General features: G+C 60.5%; 21 protein-coding genes. 8 read left to right on the top strand and 13 right to left on the bottom strand.

Translation table 11 applies throughout. The features are described 5' to 3' along the window. Positions 1-53: 53 nt before the first annotated feature. The 4 genes from HALAL_RS0113700 to HALAL_RS17805 form a co-directional block, all read right to left on the bottom strand. The gene (locus HALAL_RS0113700) at positions 54-1,115 is read right to left on the bottom strand and encodes an HAD-IIA family hydrolase (protein ID WP_025274543.1); all 1,062 of its coding nucleotides are present in this window, start codon (positions 1,113-1,115) and stop codon (positions 54-56) included. After that, positions 1,093-2,205, bottom strand: a complete 1,113-nt coding sequence (locus HALAL_RS0113695) for a hypothetical protein (protein WP_025274542.1) — start codon at positions 2,203-2,205, stop codon at positions 1,093-1,095. The genes HALAL_RS0113700 and HALAL_RS0113695 overlap by 23 nt, the downstream gene beginning before the upstream one ends. A 141-nt stretch (positions 2,206-2,346) precedes the next feature. Beyond that, a complete protein-coding gene (tyrS, locus tag HALAL_RS0113690; RefSeq protein WP_025274541.1) occupies positions 2,347-3,606 on the bottom strand; it encodes a tyrosine--tRNA ligase in 1,260 nt (419 codons plus the stop codon). Between the two features lie 4 nt (positions 3,607-3,610). Then, positions 3,611-5,491 carry an RNB domain-containing ribonuclease gene (locus tag HALAL_RS17805; RefSeq protein ID WP_025274540.1) on the bottom strand — a complete coding sequence of 627 codons (1,881 nt, stop codon included), beginning with the start codon at positions 5,489-5,491 and terminating at the stop codon, positions 3,611-3,613. 310 nt (positions 5,492-5,801) lie between these two features. On the opposite strand from HALAL_RS17805, the gene HALAL_RS18265 reads away from it, so the two are divergent. Continuing rightward, positions 5,802-6,704, top strand: coding sequence for a C40 family peptidase (locus HALAL_RS18265; RefSeq protein ID WP_169732454.1), 903 nt, complete (start codon positions 5,802-5,804; stop codon positions 6,702-6,704). 90 nt (positions 6,705-6,794) lie between these two features. On the opposite strand, the gene HALAL_RS0113675 is transcribed toward HALAL_RS18265, so the two are convergent. Next, a complete protein-coding gene (locus HALAL_RS0113675; protein WP_025274538.1) occupies positions 6,795-7,841 on the bottom strand; it encodes a TerC family protein in 1,047 nt (348 codons plus the stop codon). A gap of 306 nt (positions 7,842-8,147) precedes the next feature. Here HALAL_RS0113675 and HALAL_RS0113670 point away from each other — a divergent pair, with 306 nt between their 5' ends. Next, a complete protein-coding gene (locus HALAL_RS0113670) occupies positions 8,148-8,438 on the top strand; it encodes an antibiotic biosynthesis monooxygenase family protein (protein WP_025274537.1) in 291 nt (96 codons plus the stop codon). Between the two features lie 151 nt (positions 8,439-8,589). On the opposite strand, the gene uvrB is transcribed toward HALAL_RS0113670, so the two are convergent. Next, positions 8,590-10,650 (bottom strand): excinuclease ABC subunit UvrB, encoded by a 2,061-nt coding sequence (uvrB, locus tag HALAL_RS0113665; protein WP_025274536.1) that lies wholly within the window; start codon positions 10,648-10,650, stop codon positions 8,590-8,592. Between the two features lie 142 nt (positions 10,651-10,792). On the opposite strand from uvrB, the gene HALAL_RS0113660 reads away from it, so the two are divergent. After that, positions 10,793-12,199, top strand: a complete 1,407-nt coding sequence (locus tag HALAL_RS0113660; RefSeq protein ID WP_025274535.1) for a hypothetical protein — start codon at positions 10,793-10,795, stop codon at positions 12,197-12,199. Between the two features lie 86 nt (positions 12,200-12,285). On the opposite strand, the gene HALAL_RS0113655 is transcribed toward HALAL_RS0113660, so the two are convergent. Further along, entirely contained in the window at positions 12,286-12,903 is a 618-nt protein-coding gene (locus HALAL_RS0113655) for a TetR/AcrR family transcriptional regulator (RefSeq protein WP_025274534.1), read from the bottom strand. A gap of 102 nt (positions 12,904-13,005) precedes the next feature. Between HALAL_RS0113655 and HALAL_RS0113650 the strand changes: the two genes are divergently transcribed. The 4 genes from HALAL_RS0113650 to bioD all read left to right on the top strand — a co-directional run bounded on the left by HALAL_RS0113650 (position 13,006) and on the right by bioD (position 17,723). Continuing rightward, positions 13,006-14,433, top strand: a complete 1,428-nt coding sequence (locus HALAL_RS0113650; RefSeq protein ID WP_025274533.1) for an FAD-dependent oxidoreductase — start codon at positions 13,006-13,008, stop codon at positions 14,431-14,433. Between the two features lie 200 nt (positions 14,434-14,633). After that, a complete protein-coding gene (gene bioA, locus HALAL_RS0113645) occupies positions 14,634-15,962 on the top strand; it encodes an adenosylmethionine--8-amino-7-oxononanoate transaminase (RefSeq protein ID WP_025274532.1) in 1,329 nt (442 codons plus the stop codon). Continuing rightward, a complete protein-coding gene (locus HALAL_RS0113640; protein WP_025274531.1) occupies positions 15,959-17,071 on the top strand; it encodes an aminotransferase class I/II-fold pyridoxal phosphate-dependent enzyme in 1,113 nt (370 codons plus the stop codon). Before bioA ends, HALAL_RS0113640 begins: the two co-directional genes overlap by 4 nt. Next, positions 17,064-17,723, top strand: a complete 660-nt coding sequence (gene bioD, locus HALAL_RS0113635) for a dethiobiotin synthase (protein ID WP_051462980.1) — start codon at positions 17,064-17,066, stop codon at positions 17,721-17,723. The genes HALAL_RS0113640 and bioD overlap by 8 nt, the downstream gene beginning before the upstream one ends. Here the strand turns inward: bioD and HALAL_RS0113630 are convergent. The 3 genes from HALAL_RS0113630 to rpsA form a co-directional block, all read right to left on the bottom strand. After that, entirely contained in the window at positions 17,699-18,826 is a 1,128-nt protein-coding gene (locus HALAL_RS0113630) for a cytochrome P450 (RefSeq protein WP_025274529.1), read from the bottom strand. The two genes, bioD and HALAL_RS0113630, sit on opposite strands and share 25 nt — an antisense overlap. 75 nt (positions 18,827-18,901) lie before the next feature. After that, on the bottom strand, positions 18,902-20,113 hold the full coding sequence (gene coaE / locus HALAL_RS0113625; RefSeq protein WP_025274528.1) for a dephospho-CoA kinase: 1,212 nt from the start codon (positions 20,111-20,113) through the stop codon (positions 18,902-18,904). A 204-nt stretch (positions 20,114-20,317) separates the two neighbouring features. Further along, a complete protein-coding gene (rpsA, locus tag HALAL_RS0113620; protein WP_025274527.1) occupies positions 20,318-21,844 on the bottom strand; it encodes a 30S ribosomal protein S1 in 1,527 nt (508 codons plus the stop codon). A 27-nt stretch (positions 21,845-21,871) separates the two neighbouring features. Between rpsA and HALAL_RS18705 the strand changes: the two genes are divergently transcribed. Beyond that, complete coding sequence (locus HALAL_RS18705) at positions 21,872-22,132, top strand: hypothetical protein (RefSeq protein WP_025274526.1); 261 nt, start codon at positions 21,872-21,874, stop codon at positions 22,130-22,132. On the opposite strand, the gene polA is transcribed toward HALAL_RS18705, so the two are convergent. The 3 genes from polA to HALAL_RS0113600 all read right to left on the bottom strand — a co-directional run bounded on the left by polA (position 22,129) and on the right by HALAL_RS0113600 (position 26,917). Next, the gene (gene polA, locus HALAL_RS0113610; protein ID WP_025274525.1) at positions 22,129-24,822 is read right to left on the bottom strand and encodes a DNA polymerase I; all 2,694 of its coding nucleotides are present in this window, start codon (positions 24,820-24,822) and stop codon (positions 22,129-22,131) included. The genes HALAL_RS18705 and polA overlap by 4 nt on opposite strands. Positions 24,823-24,921: 99 nt before the next feature. Further along, positions 24,922-25,527 carry an ANTAR domain-containing response regulator gene (locus HALAL_RS0113605; protein ID WP_025274524.1) on the bottom strand — a complete coding sequence of 202 codons (606 nt, stop codon included), beginning with the start codon at positions 25,525-25,527 and terminating at the stop codon, positions 24,922-24,924. 178 nt (positions 25,528-25,705) lie between these two features. Then, a complete protein-coding gene (locus HALAL_RS0113600; RefSeq protein ID WP_025274523.1) occupies positions 25,706-26,917 on the bottom strand; it encodes an MFS transporter in 1,212 nt (403 codons plus the stop codon). Positions 26,918-26,928: the final 11 nt, after the last annotated feature.

The following is a 26,928-nucleotide window of genomic DNA, read 5'->3' as shown; positions in this document are numbered from 1 at the left end:
GGCGAGTCAGATCAAGTTGTCGACATCGCCCGTTCTCGGCCGCCCGGTTCGTGTCACGCGGTCTTCAATACCGTTTGTGCCGCTTCACCGTCGGCGAGGATCTCAGGAGGAGACCGGGGATCGAGACGTGTGACCCCGGCGTCCGCAGCCGACCAGGCAGCCGCGCATACCGCACGCCATGCTGACAAAACGTCTCCCTGCCCCCGCAATACGAATCGTCCCGATTCCGTGTGGACACGCCACGACCCACATCCCGCCGCTCCCGGTTCGGACACCGTCACCGTAGGCTGCGGTTGAATCAGATCTTCGGCCGTCCATCCAAGATAATCCGGTCGGTCGTCGGGTGGAAGCGTTACCGCGTCGAGCGGACCAGCCACACCGGAGAACACCAGCAGCGTGTCCAATCCAAGAGCGTTCGCACCGCGAATATCCGAATCGGGCCGGTCGCCGACCATGATGGGCCGCTCCCCGCCTACTCGTTCCAGGGCCGTCCGATAGATGACCGGTTCCGGTTTTCCCGCCGCCGCGTCGGGAGAACGTCCCAACGCTGTGGCCACGGCCTGGGCCAGAGCGCCCATTCCCGGCATCGGGCCGTCCGGAGTCGGAAGGGTGGCGTCCAGGTTCGCCACCATCCACCAAGCCCCGTGTCGAGCCGCGAGAGTGATATCGGCCAGATCACGCCAATTGGTGGTGGGCACGTACCCCATGGCAACCGCCTCGGCCGCACGTGGATCGTCGACCAGGGTCAGACCAGCTGCCTGCACGGCCGTCCGAAGGGCGTTCGACCCCACCACGAACGTCGACGCCCCGGAGCCACAGTGCGCGGCGATTCCGGCCGCAGCGGCCTGCGCCGAGGTCACCACCCGATTCACCGGACACGTGATTCCCATCCGCGTCAGCGCACCAGCCACCTCTTCGGGAGCCCGGGACGCGTTATTAGTTACAAAGACGGCTTCACAACCGGCGTCGGTGACCGTTTCCAACGCCGCCGGGACCCCAGGAACCGGAGTGTCGAGCAAATACACCACGCCGTCGAGGTCGAACAGGGCGACGTCGTATCGTCGGTGCAAGGGCTCATCGGTGCTTTTGAGTTTAGCTTCGGTCGGACCGCTCATCCGTATCCTCGGCGTCGTCCTGTTCTGATGCGTTCTCCCCGGCCAGTTCCACGTCCTCGAAATTCACTCCGTCGAGCTCCAAGAGGCGTTCGGCCGCTCCGGATTCGCCGTTCTCATCCGCTGCGGCCGCCTGTTCCAGCCAGGCGCGGGCGTCATCGTACTGCCCTTCGGCCAGCAAGGCCTCCGCATAGGCAAAGCGCAGGCGCGCCACCCATCCGTCCGTGCGTGCCGAATGCAGTGCGGGTACCTTCAACATCGTCGTCGCGGCCCGTTTCTGCCCCATATCGCTGCGCGCGCCCGCGGCCACGATGAGGAGTTCGACGCGGACGGCCACGTCGATCTTGGTGTTCTTCCCGTGTTCGCGGTGCAAGTCGACCGCCCGTTCCGGGTGTCCGGCGGCCCGTTCGGCATCGGCGATCATGGCGACGAGGTCGAGCGTGCCCGAGAGCCGCTGAGCGGCTCTCAACTCGCTGAGAGCCAGAGACCATTCACCGGCATGATAGGCGGCCACTCCGACCACCTCTCGAACCTCGGCTACCCGACTGGCTTTCTTACGTGCCCATTTGGCCTGTTCCAAAGCAGCCTCGGGGTCGAAGGGAAGCAATGCCGCCGTCGCGATCATTCGGTTGCCCACCAGCTCGGCCAATTGCTTGTTCAACGTGCGCAGAGCCGCCCGGGTCCGTCCGTCGAGCATCTCCAGACCGTATTCGAGCCCTTCGGGGAGATCCGGAGCGCCCTGATTGTCGGTCAAGCGAACCGCAGGGTCGTTGCGGTGGATGCCGTCATGACGACCTTCCGCCTTAAACCCGTCGTCGCCCCGTGACTTGTCACGGTTGAAACCGCGTTTGTCGCCACCGCGATCGTGCTTGCGGGCGGGACGCCCGCGGCCGTCTTTGCCGCGAAATCCGCGGTCGTCCCGAAAGTTCCGCCGGTTCTGGGAACCGCCTCGACCACCACGGTCCTGACCGCCGAAGTTCTTGCCTCGGCCCTGTCCTCGCCTGGACGCGCCCCCATTGTCACGGCCGCCACGTCCGTCACCGTATCCACGATGACGTCGATTGCCGTCGTCACGCCTGTTTTGTTCGTTCACTGTAAAGTTCGTCTCTCTTAATTACTTTGCGCCTCGCCGTCCGTTCCGACCGACTCGATCGCGACGCACTCGTTACCGCACCATGGACGCAGGGTTACCCGGGCACCGACTTCATCAACGATCGTGCCCGCGACAACACCACTATTGTGAGTGAATCTCCGCCCCGCCAATGGTCTTTTTTCCTCGCCGCAGTACGGCGTACCGACCGTGCAACAACTGCTCGGATTCAATCGGCTGATGGATATCGGTGACCCGTTCATTGTTGAGGTAGATGCCGCCTTCCTTGGCGGCCCGTCGTGCCTCTCCCATCGATGCCACCACTCCGGCTTCCTTCAACAGGTGTGCCATCGGCGTTTCACGATCGCTCACGGACGCCAAACCGGCTTCGCTCAACGCCGCTCGCAACGTCGCTTCGGGCAACTCGTTCAGATCACCGCGACCGAACAAGGCTTTCGAGGCCCTTTGCACATTGGCGCATTCCTCGGCCCCGTGCAGCAGTGTGGTCAATTCTTCCGCGAGCGCCCGTTGCGCTAGGCGAGCCGCCGGCTTTTCAGCGGTAGCCTGGGCAAGTTCGTCGATCTCCTCATGACTCTTAAAGGAAAAGTACTTGAGGTAGGTCACGATATCGCGGTCGTCGGCATTGATCCAGAATTGGTAGAAGGCGTACGGACTGGTGAGATCGGCGTTCAACCATACCGCGCCACCTTCGGTTTTGCCGAATTTACTTCCGTCGGCCTTGACCACCAAGGGGGTGACGAAGGCGTGCGCGTGCTCACCGGTGCGGCGCCGAATGTAGTCCACGCCGGCGGTGATGTTCCCCCACTGGTCGGAGCCACCGAATTGCAGGTTGACGCCGTGCTTGTGGTACAGCGTGTAGTAGTCGTTGGACTGCAGAAGCTGGTAGGCGAATTCGGTGAAGGAAATACCCGATTCCAGGCGGGCCTTGACGACCTCCCGGTTGATCATCTTCGATACGGGAAAGTGTTTGCCCACATCGCGCAGGAAGGAGACCACGTCGAGTTCACCGGTCCAGTCGAGGTTGTTGACCATGATGGCGTGATCGTCACCTGTGAAGTTCATAAACGGCTCAAGTTGAGACTGGATCTTCTTGACCCACCCCGATACGACGTCCGGGGGGTTCAGGCTGCGTTCACTGGCCTCACGAGGATCTCCGATCTGACCGGTGGCGCCACCTACCAGCAGATAGGGACGCAGGCCCGCCTGCTGCAGTCGACGAGCGGTGAGAACCTGCGTGAGGTGCCCGACGTGCAGAGACTCCGCCGTCGGGTCGAATCCGACGTAAAAAGATACCTGTCCAGAGTCGATTGCACTGCGCAACGCCTCCAGATCGGTCGAGTCTTGGATCAGTCCACGCCAGCTGAGATCGTCGAGAATATGCACGGCTCTATTGTGCCCTATCGCTTGTCGATTCCGTCGTTGCCGTGGGGTGATATGTAGTCTCTGACAACCCGTAATGCTGTTCAATGCGACCGTTGAGGGCTTGGGCGGCGATCTTCTTGGCGAGCTTCTTTGTATTGGCTTCGCCGTGCCCCTCCAAGGCCTGTCGATCGTCGTTGGACACCGCCGTCGCCGTGCAGGAGAAACTTCGGTCAGCCGGGGTCTGGTGTGGGGGCGAGAAATGAAAGTGCAGTTGACTCACATAATGGCGGGCGGCGTAAATCGTCGCGATCTGAACCGGATCGAGTCCTTCCGGCAGTGGTTTGAAGGTGGGTTCGGGGCGTTCCATCGCCTCTGGTTCCCAGTTGTACGACAGGTCAGCCAGTCCCGTCAGGTCCGAAAGCAGGGCGAGGATCGCCTGCGAACGGGCCTCTTTCTTGGACGGCTGGAGTCGCTGCGGCGAACGGCGGTGTGCGTCGGTCAGGCGGACGGTAACGACGGCCTCGTGCACGGGTGTGTTCCCCTGCAAATAACTCTGTTCGGTCCACTCCAGGTCACCGGGCTGGACAGGACCCTGATGTTGTTCCTGCAGATACCAGTTCAGGATGGTAGGGGCGCGGTGCGGTTCAGCGGCCAAGGTTCGATGAATGTCGTTGCGGAGGCGCTTGAGCTCGGCTCGGTCGTGGAAGTACACCTCGGCCATATCACGAAGTTCAAGTTGTCCTTCCCGGAAACGCCGGGCGGCATCATCGATGAGCGCGTCGGGAATGCCGTCCCCGTGCAGTGCCATTCGTAGAACCTGGCCGAACTCTCCGTTTTCCAAACCGGCATAATCACCGCGTTCCAGGCGATCTCCGGCCCGCTTACGTGCCTCGCTGCGGAAGTGATCGGCTTTGGCCTCACGTTCGGCGGCGAGGCGCTCGTTCAGGTCGCTCGCGACGGCGCGAAGCTGTTCGAAGGAGTAAAACCCGGGTCGTTGATCGAGATGGTCGAAGACGATGTGTTGGTTGACCAGGTCGGGATATCGCCGGATCGGGCTCGTGGCGTGAGTGTAATACGGGAGCTGCAGTCCATGATGACCTCCGAGGACGGCATCATAGGTGGCGGTACGCGCCACGACTCGCAGGCGACTACGAAGCAGGTTGTAGGCGGTGACGTCACCGGTGATGGCGACTTGTTCGAGCTCGTCACGAAGATCGTAACTCGATCCCGCCATCAATGACATTTTGTGGTTACGGAAGAGAATCGGCAGGTCCTGTTCAATCGCCCAGGCCGCCAGTTGGTGATTTGCCAGGATCATGAACTCCTGGACGATGACGTAACCGCTGTTGCGACTGTGCTCACGGATGCGAATCAGCTGGCCGTCTTCGTCGGTCGCGAACCCGGACGTCAAATCGTAGAACGCCAAGGCGCCGTTCGCCCGGCGCTGTTCCAACAGTGTGCGCGCGAGCCGATCGGCGGCCGCCATCTGTTCGAACAAGGGGTGGTTTGCATCGTCGAGAACGTGACCGGCTTCCCGGTGACTGAGTGCCCAGGCGGTGGAGAGATATCCTCGTTCCACATTGGTGCCCAGCACCTCCCCGGCGTTGTTGAGACGAACCCGAACCACTAGGGTCGGTTGTTCCCGATCAACGTTTCCACACAGGCTGACCTGCTCTTCCAATGCGCGTGGCAGCATGGAACGATGGTGGTCCCGACGGTATTGGGTGTGCATGCGGTGGCGGGAACGTTCGTCCAGACGACTGCCCCAGGGGATGTGATCGGCCGCCGCGGTGATGTGGACCCACGCTTCGACCTCGTCGCCGTCCCAACTAATCCAGATGGCATCGTCGCGGTCGGTCGTGTCCTCCGAATCGATCATGATGCCCTGGTGCGCGGCATTGTCCACTGTCGTACCTCCCGTTGTTCACCACTGTCATCCCGATGCCCTAACCTCACACTGCGACGGCGCGATCCATACTACTTGTCAAGTCACGATTGCCATAGGTGTCGCAGTGTCCCCCACACAGCACGGTTTCCAAAACGCTTCTTTGTCCACTTTCGGGCATTATGTGGAGCTGATCCCAGCCTGGGACCCACTGTGCGATTCTCGTGTCACTTGCTACATTGTTGGAGAGTCATTCTTCGACTCCGAGGCAGACCATGTCGGGCAACCACATCGGCACAACCAATCACCGTTCAACAAGAGAGATCCACACGTGACATCGACGTCTTTCTCACCTGCTGTCATCACCGTATCCAGTGCGACGCTGTGGACACAGCCGCATGTGTGGAGCGATGACGACCGCTTGGCCGTCGGTGTACCGGTAGCGCTACGGGACTGGGTGGCCGGTCTTTCTCCACACCAACGTCATGATTCCGATGATCGCATTGTGACGCAACTGCTGTTGGGAAGCGTCGTGCATGTCCTCGCAGAAGAATCCGGCGCAGTGCAGGTCAACGATCCGGTTCTGGAAGTGACAGGTTGGGTCCCCTCCGAACAGTTGACCACAATGGTGCAGTCGGACGGAGACTATCAGCCGTTTCTAGTGTCCTCCACCGCTACCGCGATTCGCGATGAACCGGGTGGGGACGTCATCATGCCCGGAGTCAGTATGTCCACCAGGCTACGAGTGGTCGGCGGTGCCTATCGCGGCTGGGTCCCCGTCTCACTTCCCGGGCCGAATCAACCCGGTTGGGTTCCAGAGCGCGACTTGAAGCCGGAACCGACCGATACGGTCATGCCCGTCGCCGGGTCGCTCGAAATCTCGGCTCCGGCGCTACAGCTGGTAGGTCTGCCGTACGTTCGTGGCGGGGTCAGTGCCTACGGCCTGGATTCCGGTGCTCTCCTGTGGATGACCTTCCGGCAGTTCGGCCTCCCCCTCCCCCGTTACCCTCGCTGGCAGGACGAAATCGCCCCACAGGTCGACGTGGCCTCCACCCGACCGGGTGACGTGGTCTTCTTCAAAAACCCCGAGGAAGAGGTGGCGATGGCCGTGGACATCGGCGGTAATGAGCCACTCCACGTGGTATACGCCTCTCCCGACGCCGGGGAGGTCGTCATCGTCCCCTTCGACGACATCGCGGAACCACAGGTATGCCGTCCCTTGGAGTTCGATTAGACGAACCGCGTACGGGCCTCCACGGCCCGGTCGTTCACACCCTCTTCGGGCCCGAACGACCGGCAACGAATTTCCCGTAACGGTCACGCATTATTCTTTACGCGTCAGCCCCGAATCACTCTGCTGGGGCTGGTCAAGCGGATCTTCTGACATCAGCTCACTCCACGTCTTTCCTTCGCGACGCAGCATGAACCAGTTGACCGCGATCACGATGCCCAGGACCGCCACGATGAAGCCCAAGGACAGACTCGTGGGAATGACCGGCACCGGAACCGGTTCACCATCGTTGATCCAACTCAGGTGGTTCTCATGCAGCCCGGTGAGAATCAGTTTGACCCCGATCCAACCGAGGATGATCGACAGCCCCAGACCGAGGTAATGCAACTTCTGCAGCAGACCTGCCAAAAGGAAGTACAGCTGGCGCAAACCCATCAGTGCGAACACCGTAGCGGTGAAGACGATGTAGGGTTCCTTGGTCAAACCGAAGATGGCGGGAATCGAGTCGAGAGCGAACAACACATCAGTGGAACCGACCGCGATGATCACCAACAACATGGGGGTGGCATGCCGTAGACCGTCGATCGAGGTAAACAGTTTTCCGCCATCGTACTCATCGGAAAAACGCATGTGACGCTTCAGGAAGACGGTCATACGGTTGGGCTTATACTCCTCGGTATGATCGTCATCACTTTGAATCATCTGAATCGCAGTCCAGATCAAGATCGCTCCGAAGATGAAGAACACCCAGCTGAACTGAGAAATCAAGGCGGCACCGACGGCAATGAAAACGGCGCGCAACACAATGGAGATGACGATACCGATCAGCAGTACCCGGGACTGGAATCGATCGGGAACCTTAAACGCGGTCAGGATCAACAGGAAGACAAACAGATTGTCGACCGATAGGGCCTTTTCGGTGAGGAAACCGGCCAGGAATTCCCCCGAATAGGTCATTCCTTCGAGTGCGAATATGACCCCGGTAAACGCGATCGCGGACAGGAAATAGATAAGCGACCACGTGGCGGATTCTTTAAATGACGGACGATGAGGATTGCGCACCGAATAAATGAGGTCGGCCACGATGACAATACTGAAGCCAACGACGGTGACAAGCCAAGCCCACAGTGGGAGATCCAACGCTATGCCTTTCAGCTCGATAGGGAGCACGATGATTCCGCAATCACGGAAACGGCTCACAGTATCTCATGGTCTCTCCCAACCCTAAAGGGTCAGCGTGACCGGAGGCCGGTAGGCGGCCCCGTGTATTGACGGCAACGCTAACAGCATCTGAGCTGCGGGATACTCCCCATATGTACGATCTTGGTTGATCATCTCTGATTATGCCTCATATTCAGGGGAAAGTGTACCGTCGTGAATATGACCGTTATCTCATCAATCGTGTGGACGATGAGAAACCACGAAAAACCATGACACGCTGGGGTAATGGTCACTGAAATCGCAGACATTCACATTACCCCCGGACAAGAGGACGAATTCCTCTCCGCCTATCGGGAGGCCCGGCATAACGTCGCTCAATCACCCGGCCTACGGAACATGCGTATGACCCGCAGTGTGGAATCGCCCTCGCGGTTCGTACTGCTCATCGAATGGGATTCGATCGAAGCCCATGATCAAGGATTTCGTCAGACCGAACGCTTTGACGCCTGGCGTGAGGCCATCGGCGGCTACTTTGCCGAGGCACCGAAGGTGGAGCACCTCTCCGATATCGACTGAGCCGTCGTGATCTCCGCACCTCGGCTACAGCCGTGGGTTGATCCGACGCAACGGAGACCAAGCGAAGCGCTTACCTCCGGCAACAGCCGGGAGAGCCGTCCCGCCTCCCGGCACCGTCTCCTCTCACCGACCCGACCGTGTCGACCGGTCGTCAGCCTTCCGCATTATCGATTTCCCGCAGTTCACGCTTCAAATCGGCAATCTCATCACGATAGGCCGCTGCCAATTCGAATCGTAGCTCCCGAGCCGCGTCCATCATCTGTTCATTGCGTTCGGAAATCTGTTCCACGATCTCGTTGCGCAGACCTGCCGGGTCACCCGGCTGTGACTTGCGCTGTTTGGCCTTCGGCCGTTCCGAAGCCTCCAGCTGCTCGGTGTCCTCCGCTTCGGCGTACAGGTCGTCGACGATATCCCCAATCCGTTTTCGCAGAGGCGTCGGATCGATGCCGTGTTCCGTGTTGTAGGCGATCTGTTTGGCGCGCCGTCGCTCCGTCTCCTCGACCGCATGGGTCATCGAGTCGGTCATATTGTCGGCGTACATGATCACCGCTCCGGAGACGTTACGGGCCGCACGCCCGATCGTCTGAATCAATGACGTGGACGACCGCAGGAATCCCTCCTTGTCGGCGTCCAAAATCCCGACAAGCGACACCTCAGGAAGGTCCAGCCCTTCACGAAGTAGGTTGATACCGACCAGGACGTCGAAATCACCGCGTCGCAGCTCTTTCAACAGTTCCACTCGCCGCAGGGTGTCCACCTCGGAATGCAGGTACTCCACCTTGATCCCATTGTCCAGCAAGTAATCGGTCAAGTCCTCGGCCATCTTCTTGGTCAAGGTGGTGACAAGAATTCGTTCGTTGCGGGCGGTACGCTCGCGAATCTCCGCCATCAGATCATCGATCTGGCCTTTCGTGGGACGGATTTCCACATGCGGATCCACCAGGCCTGTGGGACGAATGACCTGTTCTACGAATTCTCCATCGGCCTGCTCCATCTCCCAGGATCCTGGGGTCGCCGACATATAAACGCTCTGACCGACTCGTTCGCGAAACTCCGGGAAGGTCAGCGGTCGGTTGTCGGCGGCGCTGGGAAGACGGAAGCCGTGGTCGATGAGGTTCCGCTTCCGTGACGCATCACCTTCGTACATGCCTCCGATCTGAGGCACGGTGACGTGCGATTCGTCGATGACGGTGATGAAATCGCTGGGGAAATAGTCCAATAGCGTATGCGGAGGTGATCCTGCCTCGCGCCCGTCCATATGGCGCGAGTAGTTCTCAATACCGCCGGTGGAGCCGGTCTGCTTCAGATTCTCCAAATCAAAGGTCGTCCGCATCCGGAGACGCTGCGCCTCCAAGAGTTTTCCCTGACCTTCGAATTCCGTCAGACGCTCTTCCAATTCGGATTCGATGCCGCCGATCGCGCCTTTCAAACGTTCTTGGCCGATGGCGTACTGCGAACCGGGAAACACCAGAACCTGATCGACGCGACGAACCTCTTCGCCGGTCATGGGATGCACATACGACAGCTGATCGATCTCGTCGCCGAACATTTCAATCCGAATCGCGAGCTCTTCATACGCGGGGATCAGCTCAATGGTGTCACCACGAACCCGAAAGTTGCCTTTTACCAGGTTAATGTCGTTTCGGGCGTATTGAATGTCGACCAATCGACGCAAGAGCCGGTCACGTTCCCATTCTTGACCGACTTCAAGCTCAATGGCCGAACGCAAATACTCCACCGGGGTCGCGAGACCGTAAATCGCCGAAACGGTCGCGACCACTACAACATCGCGCCTGGTCAATAGAGAATAGGTAGTACGATGCCGCAGACGTTCCACCTCTTCATTGATGGAAGCGTCCTTTTCGATAAAGGTGTCGGTTTGAGCGACATAGGCTTCGGGCTGATAGTAGTCGTAATAGGATACGTAATATTCGACGGCGTTATTGGGAAGCAGCTCCCGGAATTCCTTGGCCAACTGAGCGGCCAAGGTCTTGTTATGGGCCATGATCAGAGCCGGACGCTGCAGCTTTTCGATCAACCAGGCGGCCGTGGCGGATTTACCGGTACCCGTCGCACCCAACAGCACGGTGTCGCGATCTCCGCGTTGCACTCGCTCGTTCAGCCCGGCGATGGCGTTCGGTTGATCACCGGAAGGTTCGTAATCACTGATAACTTCGAATCGGCCGTCGGCCCGCGGAATGTCAAAAGCCACGATCCCACCTTAGCCACCGCCTCCGACATTTTCCATGCCACGGGGTATCAAGTCGGCGGTCCGAACCCACCCCAATGCCGACATCACGTAGTGATTCACGCCCTACGCGCCACCCACCTGCGCCTGAATCGTTAATCTCTTTGTGAGTAACGATAATTCGCATAACAGGCAAGGCAAGTACATCGGCCTCATGCTCATCGCCGCCTTCATGGCCGCCGCCGGTTTGATATTTCTCTATACCGGGGGTTCGGAGGACGAGGCCGCTCGCGACATCACCACCGAGGAAGCCCAGTTGTTGAGTCAGGTTCGTACGAATAACCACGGGTCCGAACCCATGGCCTTCCGAATGAAGGTGCCGACGCCCGAAAAGGAAATCATCCTCGACGGCTACGTGGACTGGACCGTCCCCTTCATTTATTCCCGCTACGACTTTGACGGAGACACCCGACTCCTGCAGGCCATACCCGGTCTCGTCGCACACGGTCCCGATCACGAGGCCTTCGAACGGGCGGCCGTCTCACAGGAGGGGTGGGGTGTGCGCCCGATCCTGCCGGGAGACAATTACGGCTTGACCCGTACCGAAACCGACCTCGACGTCCTGATTTCATCCCTGTTCACCTTGACGGCGACTGAAGAGGACAACCCGGTCTTTCTACAGCAGGAGGCCACTTGGCAGGGCACTGAGGCCATAGACGGGGTCGACGTCGACGTCTTCCAGGCTCCGATCATGGTGGAGGGCGATACCCAGATGGGCGTTCCCGACGCACGTTATTCGGTGGACGGGTCGGGACAACTGCGGCGCTTTGAAGTCAACCTCGGCTTCGAGGAGAACGCCCGAATCGATTTCCTCCTTGAAAAGACAGTCGACTCTGCGGAATTGGTACCGATCGATCTTCTTGGCGGCCCGGCGGGCGAAGCCCAATCCATGGACGAGGAGCTGGCCACGACCGTGTCTCAGATTCGTTCGTCGAACCGCTGGTCGACCGCCGGTTTCGAATTCACCGTCCCCCAGCCCACCGGCGAGCTTCTCACCGGAAAAGGGCAGATCAACTGGGGAAATATGACCGCCTACTCCGCTGTCTCGGACGGCGACGGCCATCGACTCGAAATCGTCAAACCGGGCGGATTCACCACTCGCAAGCACGGTTCCGATTCGCTCGCCTTCCCGGTTCCCGCGTCGGACTGGCAAACGATCGCCGCCGGAAGTGATGAGGCTCAGGCCGAGTTCGGTCCGGTGGAGGCATTGCTGTATCGCCTTCTCGACATGGCCGCCGACTCCCCGGACGATCCGGAGCGACTGGTCGAGCATGGCGTTGTGCTCCGCGAATACGAGCAGGAGGGCGAACCGGTCTACGTCGTCGAATATCCAATACAGGGTGACGAACCAACCGAGCCGGGTCAAGCCGCCTTTCGGTATCACATTAGCCAGAATGAACTGACCGTCATCGAGATGAACACCGAAACAGGTATGGCGCGCCTCGACCTCGACCGTTCCCAGGATGTATCGAACCTCAACCCGCCATGGGAGGTCACCAGCGTCATCGGCTAGATCTGCGGCGACACCGTTCGATAGAGCCTGGTTACCGATTCGGGTTTATCCGACCAACGCCTGGACGTCATTGACGAGCGGCGTGGTCAGGTCGTGGACATCGGCCTGTGGTCGGATGAACCCGAATTCTCCGCACCGCCGGTCGTGACCTCACCGGTGAGATAGCGCTGAATCGTCGGTCCATACGCCGCCACCATGTCCTCCGTGCCCATCTCCACCACCGGGGGCAGCCGCAGAATATATCGTGTCAGTGCCAGACCGAGAATCTGTGAGGCGATCAGCCCCGCCCGCAAGGAAACTTCATGAGCGGCCATGCCCGCCCGCCGTACTGCCGGCTGTACTTGATGCGTGAATACGTCGCGTATTTTCTCCGTTATCTCCTCATCACTTGCCGCCGTGCGCAATAGGGCAATGAGGGTCGAATTGTCCTCCCAGACGAGCACAAAGTGTCGAACGACCGCCTCCCCCAAGCCGTCCGGGGGCAAGGCGGCGAAATCGGGGACCTCGAGGTCGATGGGAAGCGCCAGGCTGAACAGTCGTTCCTTGGTGCTGAAGTACCGGATCACCATGGCCGGATCGATGTCGGCCTCGGAAGCGATGGAGCGGATCGTCGCTTTGGCGAACCCGACGTCGGTAAATCGACGTCGCGCTGCGTCCAGAATGCGCTCTTTGGTGTCATCGCTCGAGCGGCGTGCTGCTGTCATGTCGAAAATTGTATGTCAACAGACGTTGACATACAAGTCGTTCCTCCCTAATCTAAAGTCAACAATCATTGGCCAACAAGCGTTGACTTAAAGGAGTTAGCCATGTATGACCACCTCAACAGCAGTGACGTCATTGTCATTGGAGCCGGTCCCACCGGTCTGCTTCTGGCCGGCGACCTAGCCGAACGCGGCAAAAACGTCACCGTCCTCGAGAAGCGCTCGTCGGACATCTCCAACCTCTCCCGGGCTTTCGGGGTACATGCCCGCACGCTCGAGGTTTTCGACATACGCGGCCTCGCCGAACCGCTCTTGAGTAAAGAAGTGACGCGCGTGCGACGCCTCCGCCTGTTCGGACGTGGCACCCTACGGATGGACCATATAAGGAGCCGCTACAACTTCGTTCTCATCGCCCCGCAATACGATGTTGAAGCCGTCCTTCGCGAGCGCGCCAAGCAGGCGGGAGCCAGGTTCCGCTTTCGGACCGAGGTGACCGGGCTTGACCAGGACTCCTCCACCGTCCGAGTCCAGACCACCGCCGGTGATTATCACGCCCGCTTCGTCGTGGGTTGCGACGGGGTCCATTCCGCCGTTCGCCGGGCTCTGGCGGTTTCCTTCGACGGTGTCACCGTTCTCTCGTCCATCATGTTGGGGGACGTCCGAATGAGCGATCCGCCCGACTCTTCACTGACCGCCGATTCGAATGGCGAGGCACTGGCATTCAGTGTGCCGTTTGGTGACGGGTGGTATCGGGTCTTCGCATGGAATCGAAACGACCGGGAGGACGATGCCCCCGTCGATTTCGAGAGAATGCGGGCGACGTACCGCTCGGTGACCGGGACCGATCACGGCATGCATTCGCCTCGCTGGCTGTCTCGGTTTCATTCGGATGAACGCCTGGCCGGAGCCTTTCGGGTCGGTCGGGTGTTTTTGGCCGGCGATGCCGCCCATTGCCACTCTCCTGCCGGAGGAATGGGGATGAATACGGGCTTGCAGGATGCGGCTAATCTGTCGTGGCGCATCGCATTGGCGCTCGACGGCTCGGGGGACGATGTTTTGGATGGTTATGAATCGGAGCGCCTACCGGTCGCGCGCATGGTGGTGCGCCTGTCGGGGGCGTTGGTTCGCATGGGGACGTTGCGCAATGTGATGGTTCGGGCGACTCGTGATGCGATTCTGCCTGTGACGAATCTGGGTATCGTCGCACGAACGGGTGCCGAACGAGTGTCGGGAATCAGTATCGCCTACGCACGTCCGTCGGGTAGCGATAAACGCGTGGGACGTCGTGTTCCGGATATCCCTCTTCACGATGGTCGGCGCCTGTACGAGGCGCTGCGTGACGGACGCTTTCTGGCGGTGAACGTCAATGTCGAGCATCCGTTGGTCGCTCGGGTCGGTGCCGATTCCGGTATCGCCCCGGCGTTCATCGTCCGCCCTGACGGATATGTTGCCTGGGCGGGTAAGACGTCGGATTCTTCGGGTGCGATCAAGGCTCTGAACCGGTTGACGGCGCGTCCAAGCGCGCAGGTGTGAAGAGATATGACGTGTTTTTCTCCGTTCATGACTCCGCATCCGTTTGGGGCGCGGGCCGATTCGTCGTCCCGTATAGACCGGTTTGGTGTCGACGGCAGCGCGGCCGCACGGTTGTATCGCTCCGCTCCCCCAAACGATCGACGGTCATCTTGGAGGTATCCTACAAATATTACTAGCTATACCCTCCAAAGGAGTCGTGCATGGCCACTAATTCTCACTGGATCGACCGAGACGCCGCAGCAGTGTGGCACCCGTTCACACAGCACAGCCTCTGGATAGATGACGGCCCCACGGTGGTCTCCGAAGCCTCGGGAGCGTGGATCACCGATGTCGACGGGCGGCGTTTCCTCGACGGCGTATCATCGTTGTGGACGACCACAGTGGGTCATTGTCACCCCGACATTAACGCCGCCATCGAAAAGCAGCTTCGAACTCTGGACCACTCGACATTCCTCGGCTCTACACACAAACCCGGAATCGAGCTGTCCGAGATGCTTGTCAACCGGGCTCCCACCGGGGACGGCCCCGAACTCAGCAAGGTGTTCTACGCGGGAGACGGTTCCTCCGCCGTCGAAATCGCACTCAAGATGGCCTATCAGTATTCGACCCAGACCGGTCGTCCACGGGACAAATTCATCCGGTTGAATTACGCCTACCACGGCGACACCTTGGGCGCCGTCGCCGTCGGTGGTCACGACCTCTTCCATGCGACGTATAAGCCATTGCTTCTCGAAACCATCGGTGTTCCCTCCCCCGGGGATCGTTCCTTGGGGGACGACCGAGTGGCCCGAGCCATCGTCGCCTTGGAAGAGACGATGGCCGAGCACGGCGACAACACCTGTGCGATCATCGTCGAACCGCTCATGCAGGGTGCGGCGGGCATGCTCGACTACGACGCGTCCTATCTCAGAGCGGTGCGGCGCCTGGCCGATAAGTACGGGGCGTTGGTCATCTTCGATGAGGTGGCCACCGGTATCGGGCGCACTGGAACGATGTGGGCGGCAGAGCAGGCCGAGGTCGTCCCCGATCTACTCACGTGCGGGAAAGGTATTACCGCCGGCTACCTGCCGCTCTCCGCGGTCCTGGTGGCCCAGCACGTCTACGACGCTTTCCTGTCGCAACCTGACGATGACGGTCCACGCACATTCTTCCACGGACACACCTATACCGCGAATCCGATCTGTTGCGCGGCCGCCATTGCCAATCTCGAGGTCATGGACCGTGACAACGTCCTCGGTCAAGCCGGTCGCCTGGCGCAACGGCTTGACCACCTGTTCAAACCGCTCGCCGACCACCCGGAGGTGACCGAGATCCGGCAACTGGGCACCATGGTCGGAGTGGAGGTGACGTCGCTGGGAGAGCGCACCGGTTTCCAGGTCTGCCAGGCCGCCCGCGAGCACGGGGTCTGGCTACGCCCATTGGGGGACACGGTTATCGTGATGCCTCCGTTGACTTTGGACGAGTCCGATACCCGGCTTCTCGTGGACGGGCTCGGCAAGGCGATCGACGACGTAGCCGGTGCCCGATGACCCATCGTCTATGGCAACGTCTGGAACAGAAGGCGCGGCTGCGACGGCAACGGGGACTGAATCGGAACGTCGAGTCCCGCTCGGACCTGACCGACCTCGCTTCCAACGATTACCTGGGGCTGTCCACGCATCCGGACGTCATCGCCGCGGCGCGGGAGGCACTCACCCACTACGGTCTGGGAGCCGGGTCCTCCCGTGCCGTTCGCGGCACGACCGATATACATCGCCGACTCGAACACGAATTGGCGGCCCTGACCGGGCAGGACGAGGCCCTGCTGTATTCCTCCGGCTACATGGCGAATCTGGGAGCGCTGACGGCTCTGGGTTCCGTTGCTCCTCGCGGTCGTACGTTCCTCTTTGACGCTCACGTGCACGCTTCGCTGCACGACGCCGCGCGCATGACGAACCTCCAGGTCGAGTCCTTCCGGCACAATGACCTCCAGGATTTGGAAACCCAACTTGAAACGCACCGTCCTTTTCTGGTGGCGGTGGAATCGGTTTACTCGGTGCTGGGAGACCGCGCACCGCTCCAGGAGATTCAACGGCTCTGCTCCGCCTACGATGCGCTGCTCGTGGTGGACGAAGCACATGCTCTCGGCGTGGTAGGGACACGAGGCGGGGGCCTCAGCGGATCCGTCGACGGGGACAATATCGTCGTTACCGGGACTCTGTCTAAGGCACTCGCCTCCGCGGGCGGTTTCGTCTCGGGACCGCGAAGCCTACGAGCACATCTCACCGACACCTCCCGTCCGTTCATCTATGACACCGCCCCACCACCGGCCACCATCGCCGGGGCCCTCGCGGCTCTCGAACGTTCCACCGAGGCGGTCGGTGCCCGCAATGTCATCCGCCGTCGAATCGCGACGGCCGCACGACGGTTTCACGTAGCCGAAAGCGAAGGGGCCATTCTGTCCATTCCCGCCGGGGACGCCGACACGGCCTCACGCTGGGCTCGTCACGTCTCCGAACGAGGCGTCGCGGTGGGATGTTTCCGGCCGCCGTCGACGCCAGACCATGTGTCCCGCCTGCGATTGACGATCAACACCTCCGTCAGCGAGGCCGAATTCGATGCCGCACTGACCACTATTGAAAAGGAGCGCGATGTTTGACTTCAGAGGGCCTGTGCTGGTTACCGGAACCGATACCGGAGTGGGCAAGACGGTCGTCACCGCAGCACTGGCTTCACAGCTGCGATTGGAGGGAAGCACCGTGGAAGTCATCAAGATAGCCCAGACGGGGGACGACGATGACGCGGCCGAGATCTCCCGCCTCGCGGACGTCCCGGCACGTGCCCTGGTCAAATACCGAGACCCCCTGGCCCCCTTGACCGCCGCTCGCCGCGAAGAGCGCCCACCCTTGTCGCTCGGAACCGTTGTCGACGCGGTCTACGACAGCGACGCCGAAGTGATACTCCTCGAAGGAGCCGGAGGTCTACTGGTTGAGTTGGGCGAGAACGGCTGGACGCTGGCCGACCTAGCGGTACACCTCGAGTGTCCGTCGGTCGTCGTGGCACGAAGCGGGCTCGGCACTCTTAACCACACGGCGCTGACCTTGGAAGCCTTGCGACACCGCGGCATTGAATCGACGGTGGTCATCGGGGCGTTGTCCGCGGAACCGGACTTGGCCGAATCGGAAAATCTCACTGACCTGCCAGGGGATCGCTTGGCGGTACTTCCCGCCGGAATGGGCGCTCTAACGCCGGAGGAATTCCAACGTCACGCCGAAAAGGCCGTTCCTCAACTGACCCGACGCACCATGTAGGGTCCGGGCATCCGGAACGACATGTTGTCGTCGCTCCGCGGTGCGGAAACCGTTCGCAGAGTCGGAATCACCTCGCGCAGGCGATCCACGATGATGCGCGCTTCCAGCCGCGTCAACTGGCTTCCCAGGCACCGGTGCTTGCCGGCACCGAACGCCAAATGGCGTCGCGACCCGCGTTGGTGGGGGACGAATTCACGCGGACATTCCGCCACCCCGGCGTCGCGGCCCGCCTCCGCCAGCCAAACGAGTACCGATTCACCCGCCTTCACCGGTTCGGAACCAATGGTGGTGTCCGAGCGGACTCGACGCCGCCACGACACGATCGAGGGAAAGAGGCGCAATCCTTCTTCCACAACGGCGGCGCCGTCTCCGTTTTCAAGGGCTCTGGGGTGCTCCACCAAATAGTGCAGGAGCAGTGTCACAAACTGGGCGGTGGTTTCCTGCCCCGCTACCAGCAGAAAGAACACCGCACCGGTCGCTTCGTCTTCACCTATCTCATCCCGCACGCTTCCCACGGGACCGCTAGCCTGCCGAACATAATGCCGCAGCTCAGCATGGTGAGGGCCGATGATTTCCGCAAGTTCCAACTGCCGATCCAGATCGGGTCGGCCCCAGAACATCTCCAGTGCCGAACGCGAAAATTCTTTAACCACCGCGGTCGATTCGGCAGGCAACTCCAACAACCGCACGAGCGCACGCAGCGGAATCTCGGCCGATACCAACGCGTCGAGATCGGCGACTCCATCGCAGTCCAATGACGTGCGGAGATCGTCCACCGTCTGGTTCGTCCACTCTTCGACTTGCTGCTCAAGACTGCTCACCCGTTGTGGCGCAAAGACTTCACCGAACAGCTCCCGCATTCTCGGGTGCGTGGGAGTGTCGTTGTTGGCCATGGTCGGAGGCAGCCGAAATCGGTGCCGCGTCAGTACACGCAATACCCGCGCGGGCAAAGCCTCTACGGCGTCCAAGGCGTTGGCGGCGCTGAACCGCTCGGTATCGGTGAGAACCTCCCGCGCCAGTGCGTGGGACGACACGACAACCTGACCGTTCGAACGAAATACCGACTGCGTCGGAGCCGGTTGATCCCAGAGGCGAAACAACACGACGACAGTTTAAGCCCTGACCGTACAAAGACTTTTGTAGGTATCCCCTAAACGGTGGCCGTTGACACGGTTGTTCTAACAAACCGGAGCGCTCCATCCGTTCTCATGCGCCCATTCTTGTGCTTCAGGACAACCCACCGTACGGAACCAGGATTCCTTCGCGGCACGGTACTCCTGATAGGAATCCACCCGAGCCGCCCATTCCTCCTTTTCCGCAGCATAGCGCACACGCGCCGATTCATTCTGCCGTAGCCAATCGCGGAACAACACCGCCAGCCGACGGCCGATGCCGTCCATCGCCCTGAAATGAATGTGGACGATATTGCCCGGATCGGCCGATCCGTACAGAAACTGCTGTCCACCTGTGGATTCCGGATCGGCGATATCCGGAATCCGCCCGGACTGGGATACGTCTCTTCCGTCCACGATGGGGAAGTATCCCGCCCGTTCCAACGCCGATTGCATTCGTTCCACCGCGCTCAGTGCCACTACCGTGACCTGTACGTCAATGACGTCCGTAGCCGGAAGCCCGGGAACTGCGGTGGAGCCGACATGATCAATGCGAACGGCAGAAGAACCCATGATGCGGCGCAGGCGCGCGGCCGTATGCTCAAAGCGCTGTTCCCAGCCCTCATCGTGCACGATAAACCGCAGCTTCTCCGACTCGGCCGCTGACCGAGCCGACATCATATTGGCGGCAAACGGCTCAATACGTTCCCGCCACAATCGCTGTACCTGCAACTCCAGCGCACGTTCATCGCCGGAATTGTCCAAGACCACATCGCAGGCCCGCCGTCGTTCCTTCTCCGAAGCCTGGTTGTCAATGCGCCGCTGTGCCTCATCACGCGCCATTCCGCGCCCGGTCAACCGCTCCAGCCGCAGTTCCAGCGGAGCCTCCACCGCCAGGGCAAGATGATGGTTCGGAGCCGCTCCCGTCTCCGTCAGCAAGGGAATATCCTCCACCACCACGGCATTCTGCGGTAGAGCGGCGATGATTTCCGCCGATCTGGCCCTGACGCGAGGATGAACTATGGACTCCAGCCGAGCTCGAGCGGAGCCGTCTCGAAAGACGACCTGAGCCAATGCGGCCCGATCCAAGGCCCCCTCCGAATCCAACACCTCGGAACCGAAACGTTCCGTCACGGCTCGTAGCCCGTCGCTTCCAGGGGCGACGACTTCCCGCGACAGAACGTCAGCATCGATCAACTCCGCGCCCAACGCCGCGAACATACGCGCCGCCGTGCTCTTACCAGCACCGATTCCACCGGTCAATGCGATCTTTAGCACATGGTAAAGGATACTCCCGCCATCTGAAGCCCTCAAGAGCGGGGCGTGACGCCGGACTGAACGCATTTTTAACAGCGGCAAAGCATCAACGCAGGTTCAAGCCCCACCTGATCCAGCCGAACGCAGAAAAGGGCCCTCACCCCAATCCCAGGGTAAGGGCCCTTTTCACGTCAGCCAACTCGAACGAGGGCCGACAATCGATCTTTAGCTTCCGGCGAGCTTCTCGCGCAGAGCGGCGAGAGCCTCGTCGGTCGCGAGCGTACCGGACGGCTCGACACCGCCACCACCGCTGCCGGATTCCTCCGCCTTCGGCTGCTCTTCCTTCTTGGCCGCCTGCTTCTCAGGCTTGGCCTCTCCGGAACCGCCTGCTTCACCTGCCGGCTTGGCGGGCGGGTCGGCAATGACGCGCTCGGCGATCTGACGACCGTGCTCTTCCCAGCGTGCACGAGCATCGGCGTACTGACGCTCCCACTCTTCGCGAGCCTCGTCGTAGCCTTCCATCCATTCGCCCGTCTCGGCGTCGAAGCCTTCGGGGTAGATGTAGTTGCCCTGGTCGTCGTACTGAGCGGCCATACCGTACAGTGTCGGGTCGAACTGCTCTTCGTTCTCGACGTACGCTTCGTTGGCCTGCTTCAGCGACAAGGAGATCCGGCGACGGTCAAGGTCGATGTCGATGACTTTGACCATGGCGTCGCTTCCGACCTTGACGACCTGTTCAGGCACCTCAACGTGGCGTTCGGCCAATTCGCTGATGTGCACCAGACCTTCGATGCCGTCTTCCACACGCACGAACGCACCGAACGGAACCAGCTTGGTGACCTTACCGGGCACGATCTGGCCGATGGCGTGGGTGCGGGCGAACTGGCGCCAGGGGTCTTCCTGCGTAGCCTTCAGAGACAAGGAGACGCGCTCGCGGTCCATGTCGACTTCCAGGACTTCGACCTCCACAGGCTGACCGACTTCGACAACCTCGTTGGGGTGGTCGATGTGTTTCCAGGACAGTTCGGAAACGTGGACCAGACCGTCGACGCCGCCGAGGTCGACGAAGGCACCGAAGTTGACGATCGAGGAGACCGTTCCCTTCCGGACCTGTCCCTTGGCCAGCTGGTGCAAAAACTCGGTGCGAACTTCGGATTGGGTCTGTTCCAGCCAAGCACGCCGCGACAGAACGACGTTGTTGCGGTTCTTGTCCAATTCGATGATCTTGGCTTCGAGTTCCCGGCCCACATACGGCTGGAGGTCGCGAACACGACGCATCTCGACGAGAGAGGCGGGAAGGAAACCGCGCAGACCGATGTCGAGGATGAGACCACCTTTGACCACTTCGATGACCGAGCCACGCACGACTCCGTCTTCTTCTTTGATCTTTTCGATGGTGCCCCAGGCACGCTCGTACTGCGCGCGCTTCTTGGACAGAATCAGACGACCTTCTTTGTCCTCTTTTTGAAGCACGAGTGCTTCAATGTGGTCGCCGACTGAGACTACATCGTCGGGGTCAACATCATGTTTGATCGACAGTTCGCGCGAAGGAATGACACCTTCGGTCTTGTAGCCGATGTCGAGCAGGACTTCGTCCCGATCGACCTTGACGACAGTGCCTTCGACAATGTCGCCGTCGTTGAAGTATTTAATGGTCGCATCAATCGCGGCGAGAAGATCCTCTTCGGAAGCGAATTCATCGACCGTGCTGTTTTCAGCGTTGCTCGAGGTGGCCTCGATGCTGCTCGTCATGTGGGCTATAGCTCCGGATACTTATTAGTGCGTGAACTCACCGAACTGTCACAGTACGGTGGGCATACGTTGTTTCGGCTGCCGAATATCCTGGCGCAAACCGTTGGTCTGGGCATCCTGCTCCCCTCCGAGGATGCGGATAAACGACATTCACCTGTTACCCTACCCGCATTCACCGCATTACGCCATGGCCCCTGGATCGAGGTGTGCGATACCACGCCTTTCCTCGAGGTCATAGACGTGTTCGAATCGTCACCTGGACGTAATACTCGTGATGGCGTCGGCTAGTGAGCGGCCGCCTCCCACGACGGACCGAAACCGGCGGATACGGTCAGCGGCACCGCCAGGTCGGCGGCGTTTTCCATTTTGGCCCGTACCAGATCGGAGAAAGCATCGCGCTCCCCCGGCGCGACCTCACAGACCAACTCGTCGTGGACCTGCAACAACACGCGCGATTCCAAGTCTCGTTCGCGAACGGCGGCGTCCACGTCGAGCATCGCCTTCTTCATGATGTCGGCGGCACTGCCCTGAATCGGCGCGTTGAGAGCGGCACGTTCGGCCATTTCCCGGCGCTGCCGGTTATTGGACTTCAGATCCGGGAAATAACGACGCCGCCCCATGATGGTTTCGGTGTAGCCGCTTTCGCGCGCCGTCTCTACGACGTTTCTCAAGTAGTCCCGCACTTTCCCGAAACGTTGGAAGTAGTCTTCGCGCAGTTGAGCGGCCTCCTCAGCCGAGACGTTGAGCTGCTGGCTCAGCCCGTAGGCGCTGAGTCCGTACGCCAACCCGTACGACATGGCCTTGATGCGGCTGCGGTGCTCATTGTCCACCGCGTCCTCGCTCGAGTTGAAGACCTTCGCCGCCACCGCTCGGTGCACGTCCTCGCCGGACTTGAAGGCGTCGATCAGGTCGTCGTCCTCGGACAGGCTCGCCATGATACGCATTTCAATCTGGCTGTAGTCGATAGTCATCAACTCGCTGTACCCCGATCCCACGACGAAACCGGCGCGAATGTCCCGACCGGCGGAACTGCGAATCGGGATGTTCTGCAGGTTCGGGTCCGACGACGACAGACGCCCTGTGGCCGCCACCGTCTGATGGAACGTCGTGTGAATACGACCGTCGTCCTGTACGGTCGCTCGCAGCGTTGCCACGATCTGTTTGAGTTTCTCGACATCGCGGAACCGCAGCAGTTGTTCGAGCAGCGGATGTCCGGTCTTGGCATAAAGACCGCTCAGGGCTTCGGCATCGGTCGTATAACCGGTCTTCGTGCGTTTGGTCTTGGGCATGTCGAGCTCCTCGAAGAGGATCTCCTGCAACTGTTTAGGCGAACGCATGTTGAACTGGCGTCCCACCGTCGCCCATGCCTCTTCCGTGGCTTCCTTTGCCTTGGCCGCAAAGGAGCTTTCGATTCCGGCGAAGTGATCGTCGTCGGCGGCGATTCCCACGCTCTCCATCTCCGCCAATACCCCGATGATGGGGTATTCCAAAGTATCGGCCAGAACCTTCTGCGAACGTTGTTCCAATTTGTCGGTCAGCACCTCGGCCAGTTCACCGATCGCGACCGCGGCGGCAGCGTCGTCGTCGCGCTGCGTCTCCCGCGATTCCGAACCTTCCAGCCCCGGCAGTACGCCCTCGTTGCGCGGCGTGGTGGAGGTGAGCTCGCGCTGCAGGTATTGCTCGGTCAAAGTCGGCAAATCGAAACTACGTTGCTCCGGTTTCAGCAGGTACGCTGCGATGTGGACATCGGTGGTGACTCCTCGCGGTTCAGACCAACCATGATATTTTGCCGCCCAGCGGAAATGCTTCTCATGATGAAGTGTCTTGGGCCGGTCGGCATCGGCCAGGAAGTCGCGCCAGGCCTTGTCGTCGGCGGGACTCATTCCGGTCGGATCGATCCATGCGACCCGGTCCGATACCGCAAGAGCCAATGCCTCGATCGTTCCAACGCCCGCACCGAACTCGCCACGGAATGAGATGGACACCGTGTCGTCGACGTCCGTGAGCCACTCGCTCAAACCGTCCGGATCGATCGTCGTGATCGTCAGTTCGCGGGCCGGTTCCGGCTCCTCATTCACTTGACCAATGGCTTTGTCACCCAACTGTTCGCCCAGTCGCTTACCGAGCTGTCGAAACTGCAGACCGTCGAAAAGTTGATTGACTTCCTTGACGTCCCAGCCGGGCCATTCAAGTTCGTCCAGGCCGACATCGAGACTGAGGTCGTCGATCAGGCGGTTGAGTTCATAATTACGTTTGACGTCGTCTACATGCGATCGGAGATTGTCCCCGACCTTCCCACCGATCGCGTCGAGATTGTCGATAATACCGTCGAGTGATTGGTATTTCTTGACCCATTTGGCGGCCGTTTTCGCCCCGACGCCGGGGACCCCGGGGAGGTTATCGGACTTCTCTCCCACAAGAGCGGCGATAATACGATACTGGTCCGGTGTTACCTGGTATTTCTCTGCCACCTTGTCCGGGGTGTACCGCGTCAGTTCGTCGACCTTACGACCTGGGTAAAGCAGAGTGCTATGCGAGCTGACCAGTTGAATCGAATCGCGGTCTCCCGACGAGATCAGTATTTCGGCGTTCGCCTCGCGCCCTTGTCTGGTCAGGGTGGCGATGATGTCATCGGCCTCATAGTTGTCCTTGGTCATCCAAGGGATGTTGCAGGCGTCCAAGAGATTCTGGATGAGGGGTACCTGGCTCTTGAACTCGTCCGGAGTGCTCGCCCGCCCCGCTTTGTATTCGGGGTACTCCTCCGTGCGAAAGGTCTGACGGGACAGATCGAAGGCGACGGCGATATGGGTGGGCTCTTCGGTCGTCAAGAGCTTCAAAAGCATCGACGTGAAACCGTAGACGGCGTTGGTGGTTTGACCGTCGTCGGTAGAGAACCGATCCGCCGGAAGGGCGAAAAAGGCGCGGTAGGCCATGGAGTGGCCGTCGATCAGCAGCAAACGTGTCTTGTCGATACTCACCCCTCGAGGGTATCGTTTGCCACCGACACGAGCCGACACCACCGGGAACGGCGTTGCGTTCATCCCGTATCCGGACCCGCCGTCAGCCCCTACAGGGCGCTAGGACTCCTCGTCTTCGCTTTCCTGCACCACGCGATTGGCCACGTCCTTCATCGACATTCGGTGATCCATCGCGGCCCGCTGAATCCACCGGAAAGCGTCGGGCTCGTTCATCCCGTACTTCGTCATCAGCAGTCCCTTGGCGCGGTCCACCAGCTTACGGACCTCAAGCCGTTCGTTGAGCGACGAGACCTCGTTCTCCAAAGCCTGCATCTCGTTGAAACGCGACAAAGACAACTCGATGGCGGGAACAAGATCCGACTTTTGGAAAGGTTTCACCAGGTAGGCCATGACACCGGCGTTCTGTGCCCGACTCACTAGATCCCGTTGGCTGAATGCGGTCAGAATAACCACCGGCGCGATTCGCGCTCCCACGATTTGCTCGGCCGCGTCCAATCCGTCCATCACCGGCATCTGGATATCGCAGATCACCAAATCGGGGTTGGTCTCTTTGGCGAGCCGAACGGCCTGTTCCCCGTCGCCTGCCTCACCCACCACTTCGTATCCTTCTTCGGTGAGCATTTCGGCGAGGTCAAGCCGAATCAGTCCTTCGTCTTCGGCGATCAATACGCGCTTGCGTGACTCGTCAGCGACCGTACTTGACATCTGTTCCCAATACCTTTCCAATTTCTCACAAAAGGTAAGCTCGCCATTGAACCTACCTTTTGCTAGCTTAACCGCAATCGGTCCACCCGTGCATGCCAGAGTCCGACCGAAATACCCCGGTGAGTTCATTGACACAGGTCGCGGGAGCCGCTACAAGCGTCTATCCACCCGCGAGATTCTAACCGGCGTTGTCGCTGCGCGGCGAATCCCCGTGGGAGGTTTCGATTCGTTTGACCGCCCATAGCAGGGCAATGGCCAGGATAAACAGCGAACTGGACATCAGCCATGCGGCCGTCCAGCCGACGTACTCCACCACGGCACCGAACCCGATGGGTCCGATCGCGCCGCCGAGATAGACGCCGGTCTGCGTGAAACCGGTCGCCGCGCCCGGCTGCTGAGCGTAACGTTTGGTGGTCGCGAGATTGTGGAGGCCCGGCCAAGCCCAGCCCAACGCGAAACCGAAGACCGTACCCACGATGATCAAAGGTGTCGTACTTATCGCCAGCAGAACCGTTCCAATGATTCCACCGCCCATCATCACGATGGTGAGATTCAGTTCCCCGCCGCGCCAGCGATCGGCCACGCCCCCCACGACCGTACGGGCGACGATTCCCGCGAACCCGCCCGACAGTAGGAGAATTCCGGCGAAATGGCGGCTATTGCCTTCGGCGACGGCGTATGTGGCGAGGAACGGCCCAAGACTGGTGGCCGCGATCGCTCCGCAGAGAGCCACCAGCATCATCAGAATCAGTCGACGGTCACGCACCGGTTGTCCCACCGATCGGCCCGCCCGTTCGCTGGGGCCGTGGAAACGCCGGATCAGGAACATGGCGCATACCGACGCCGCGGCGGCCAGTACGAAGGCGGCTCTCCAACCGTAGACGAGTGCTATGGCCGGGACGCTGAGTCCGGTGATGAAGGTACACAGCGGTATAGCCGCCTGTTTAACCCCAAAGAACAATCCCTTGTGTCGTACCGGAGCCCAGCGGGACAGATAGGCATTCGACGACAGCTGGCCGAATCCATTGGCGGGTCCTGCAAGTACCATTACGGCGATCAATGCGAACCGGTTGTCCACGAACAGGCCGATGGACAGCAGACAGAGTGCGGCCAGGCCCACTCCGATGAAGGCACAACGGGTCGCTCCCCATTTCTCCACCAAGCGCCCGGCCAGGATCGAGGTCGCTCCCGCCGAGGTGAAATACAGCCCTGAGGCCCAGCCGATGATGGAAGGGGTCAGGTGTATGTCGTCGGCCATTTGGACGGCGAGACCGCCGAAGAGAAATACCGGCAATACACTGGCCGTCGTGACCGCCAGGGCAGCACTCATGACATAGGCGGGTGCCGCCCTGTCCGGTTCGGTGGCCTCGATCGGCGTTTTACTGGTCACGTGCCCAGATT

The sequence above is a fragment of the Haloglycomyces albus DSM 45210 genome, assembly GCF_000527155.1.
Classification (GTDB): Bacteria; Actinomycetota; Actinomycetes; order Mycobacteriales; family Micromonosporaceae; genus Haloglycomyces; species Haloglycomyces albus.
Note: the sequence above shows the minus strand (reverse complement) of the source record. Positions and strands in the feature narration are given on the sequence as shown.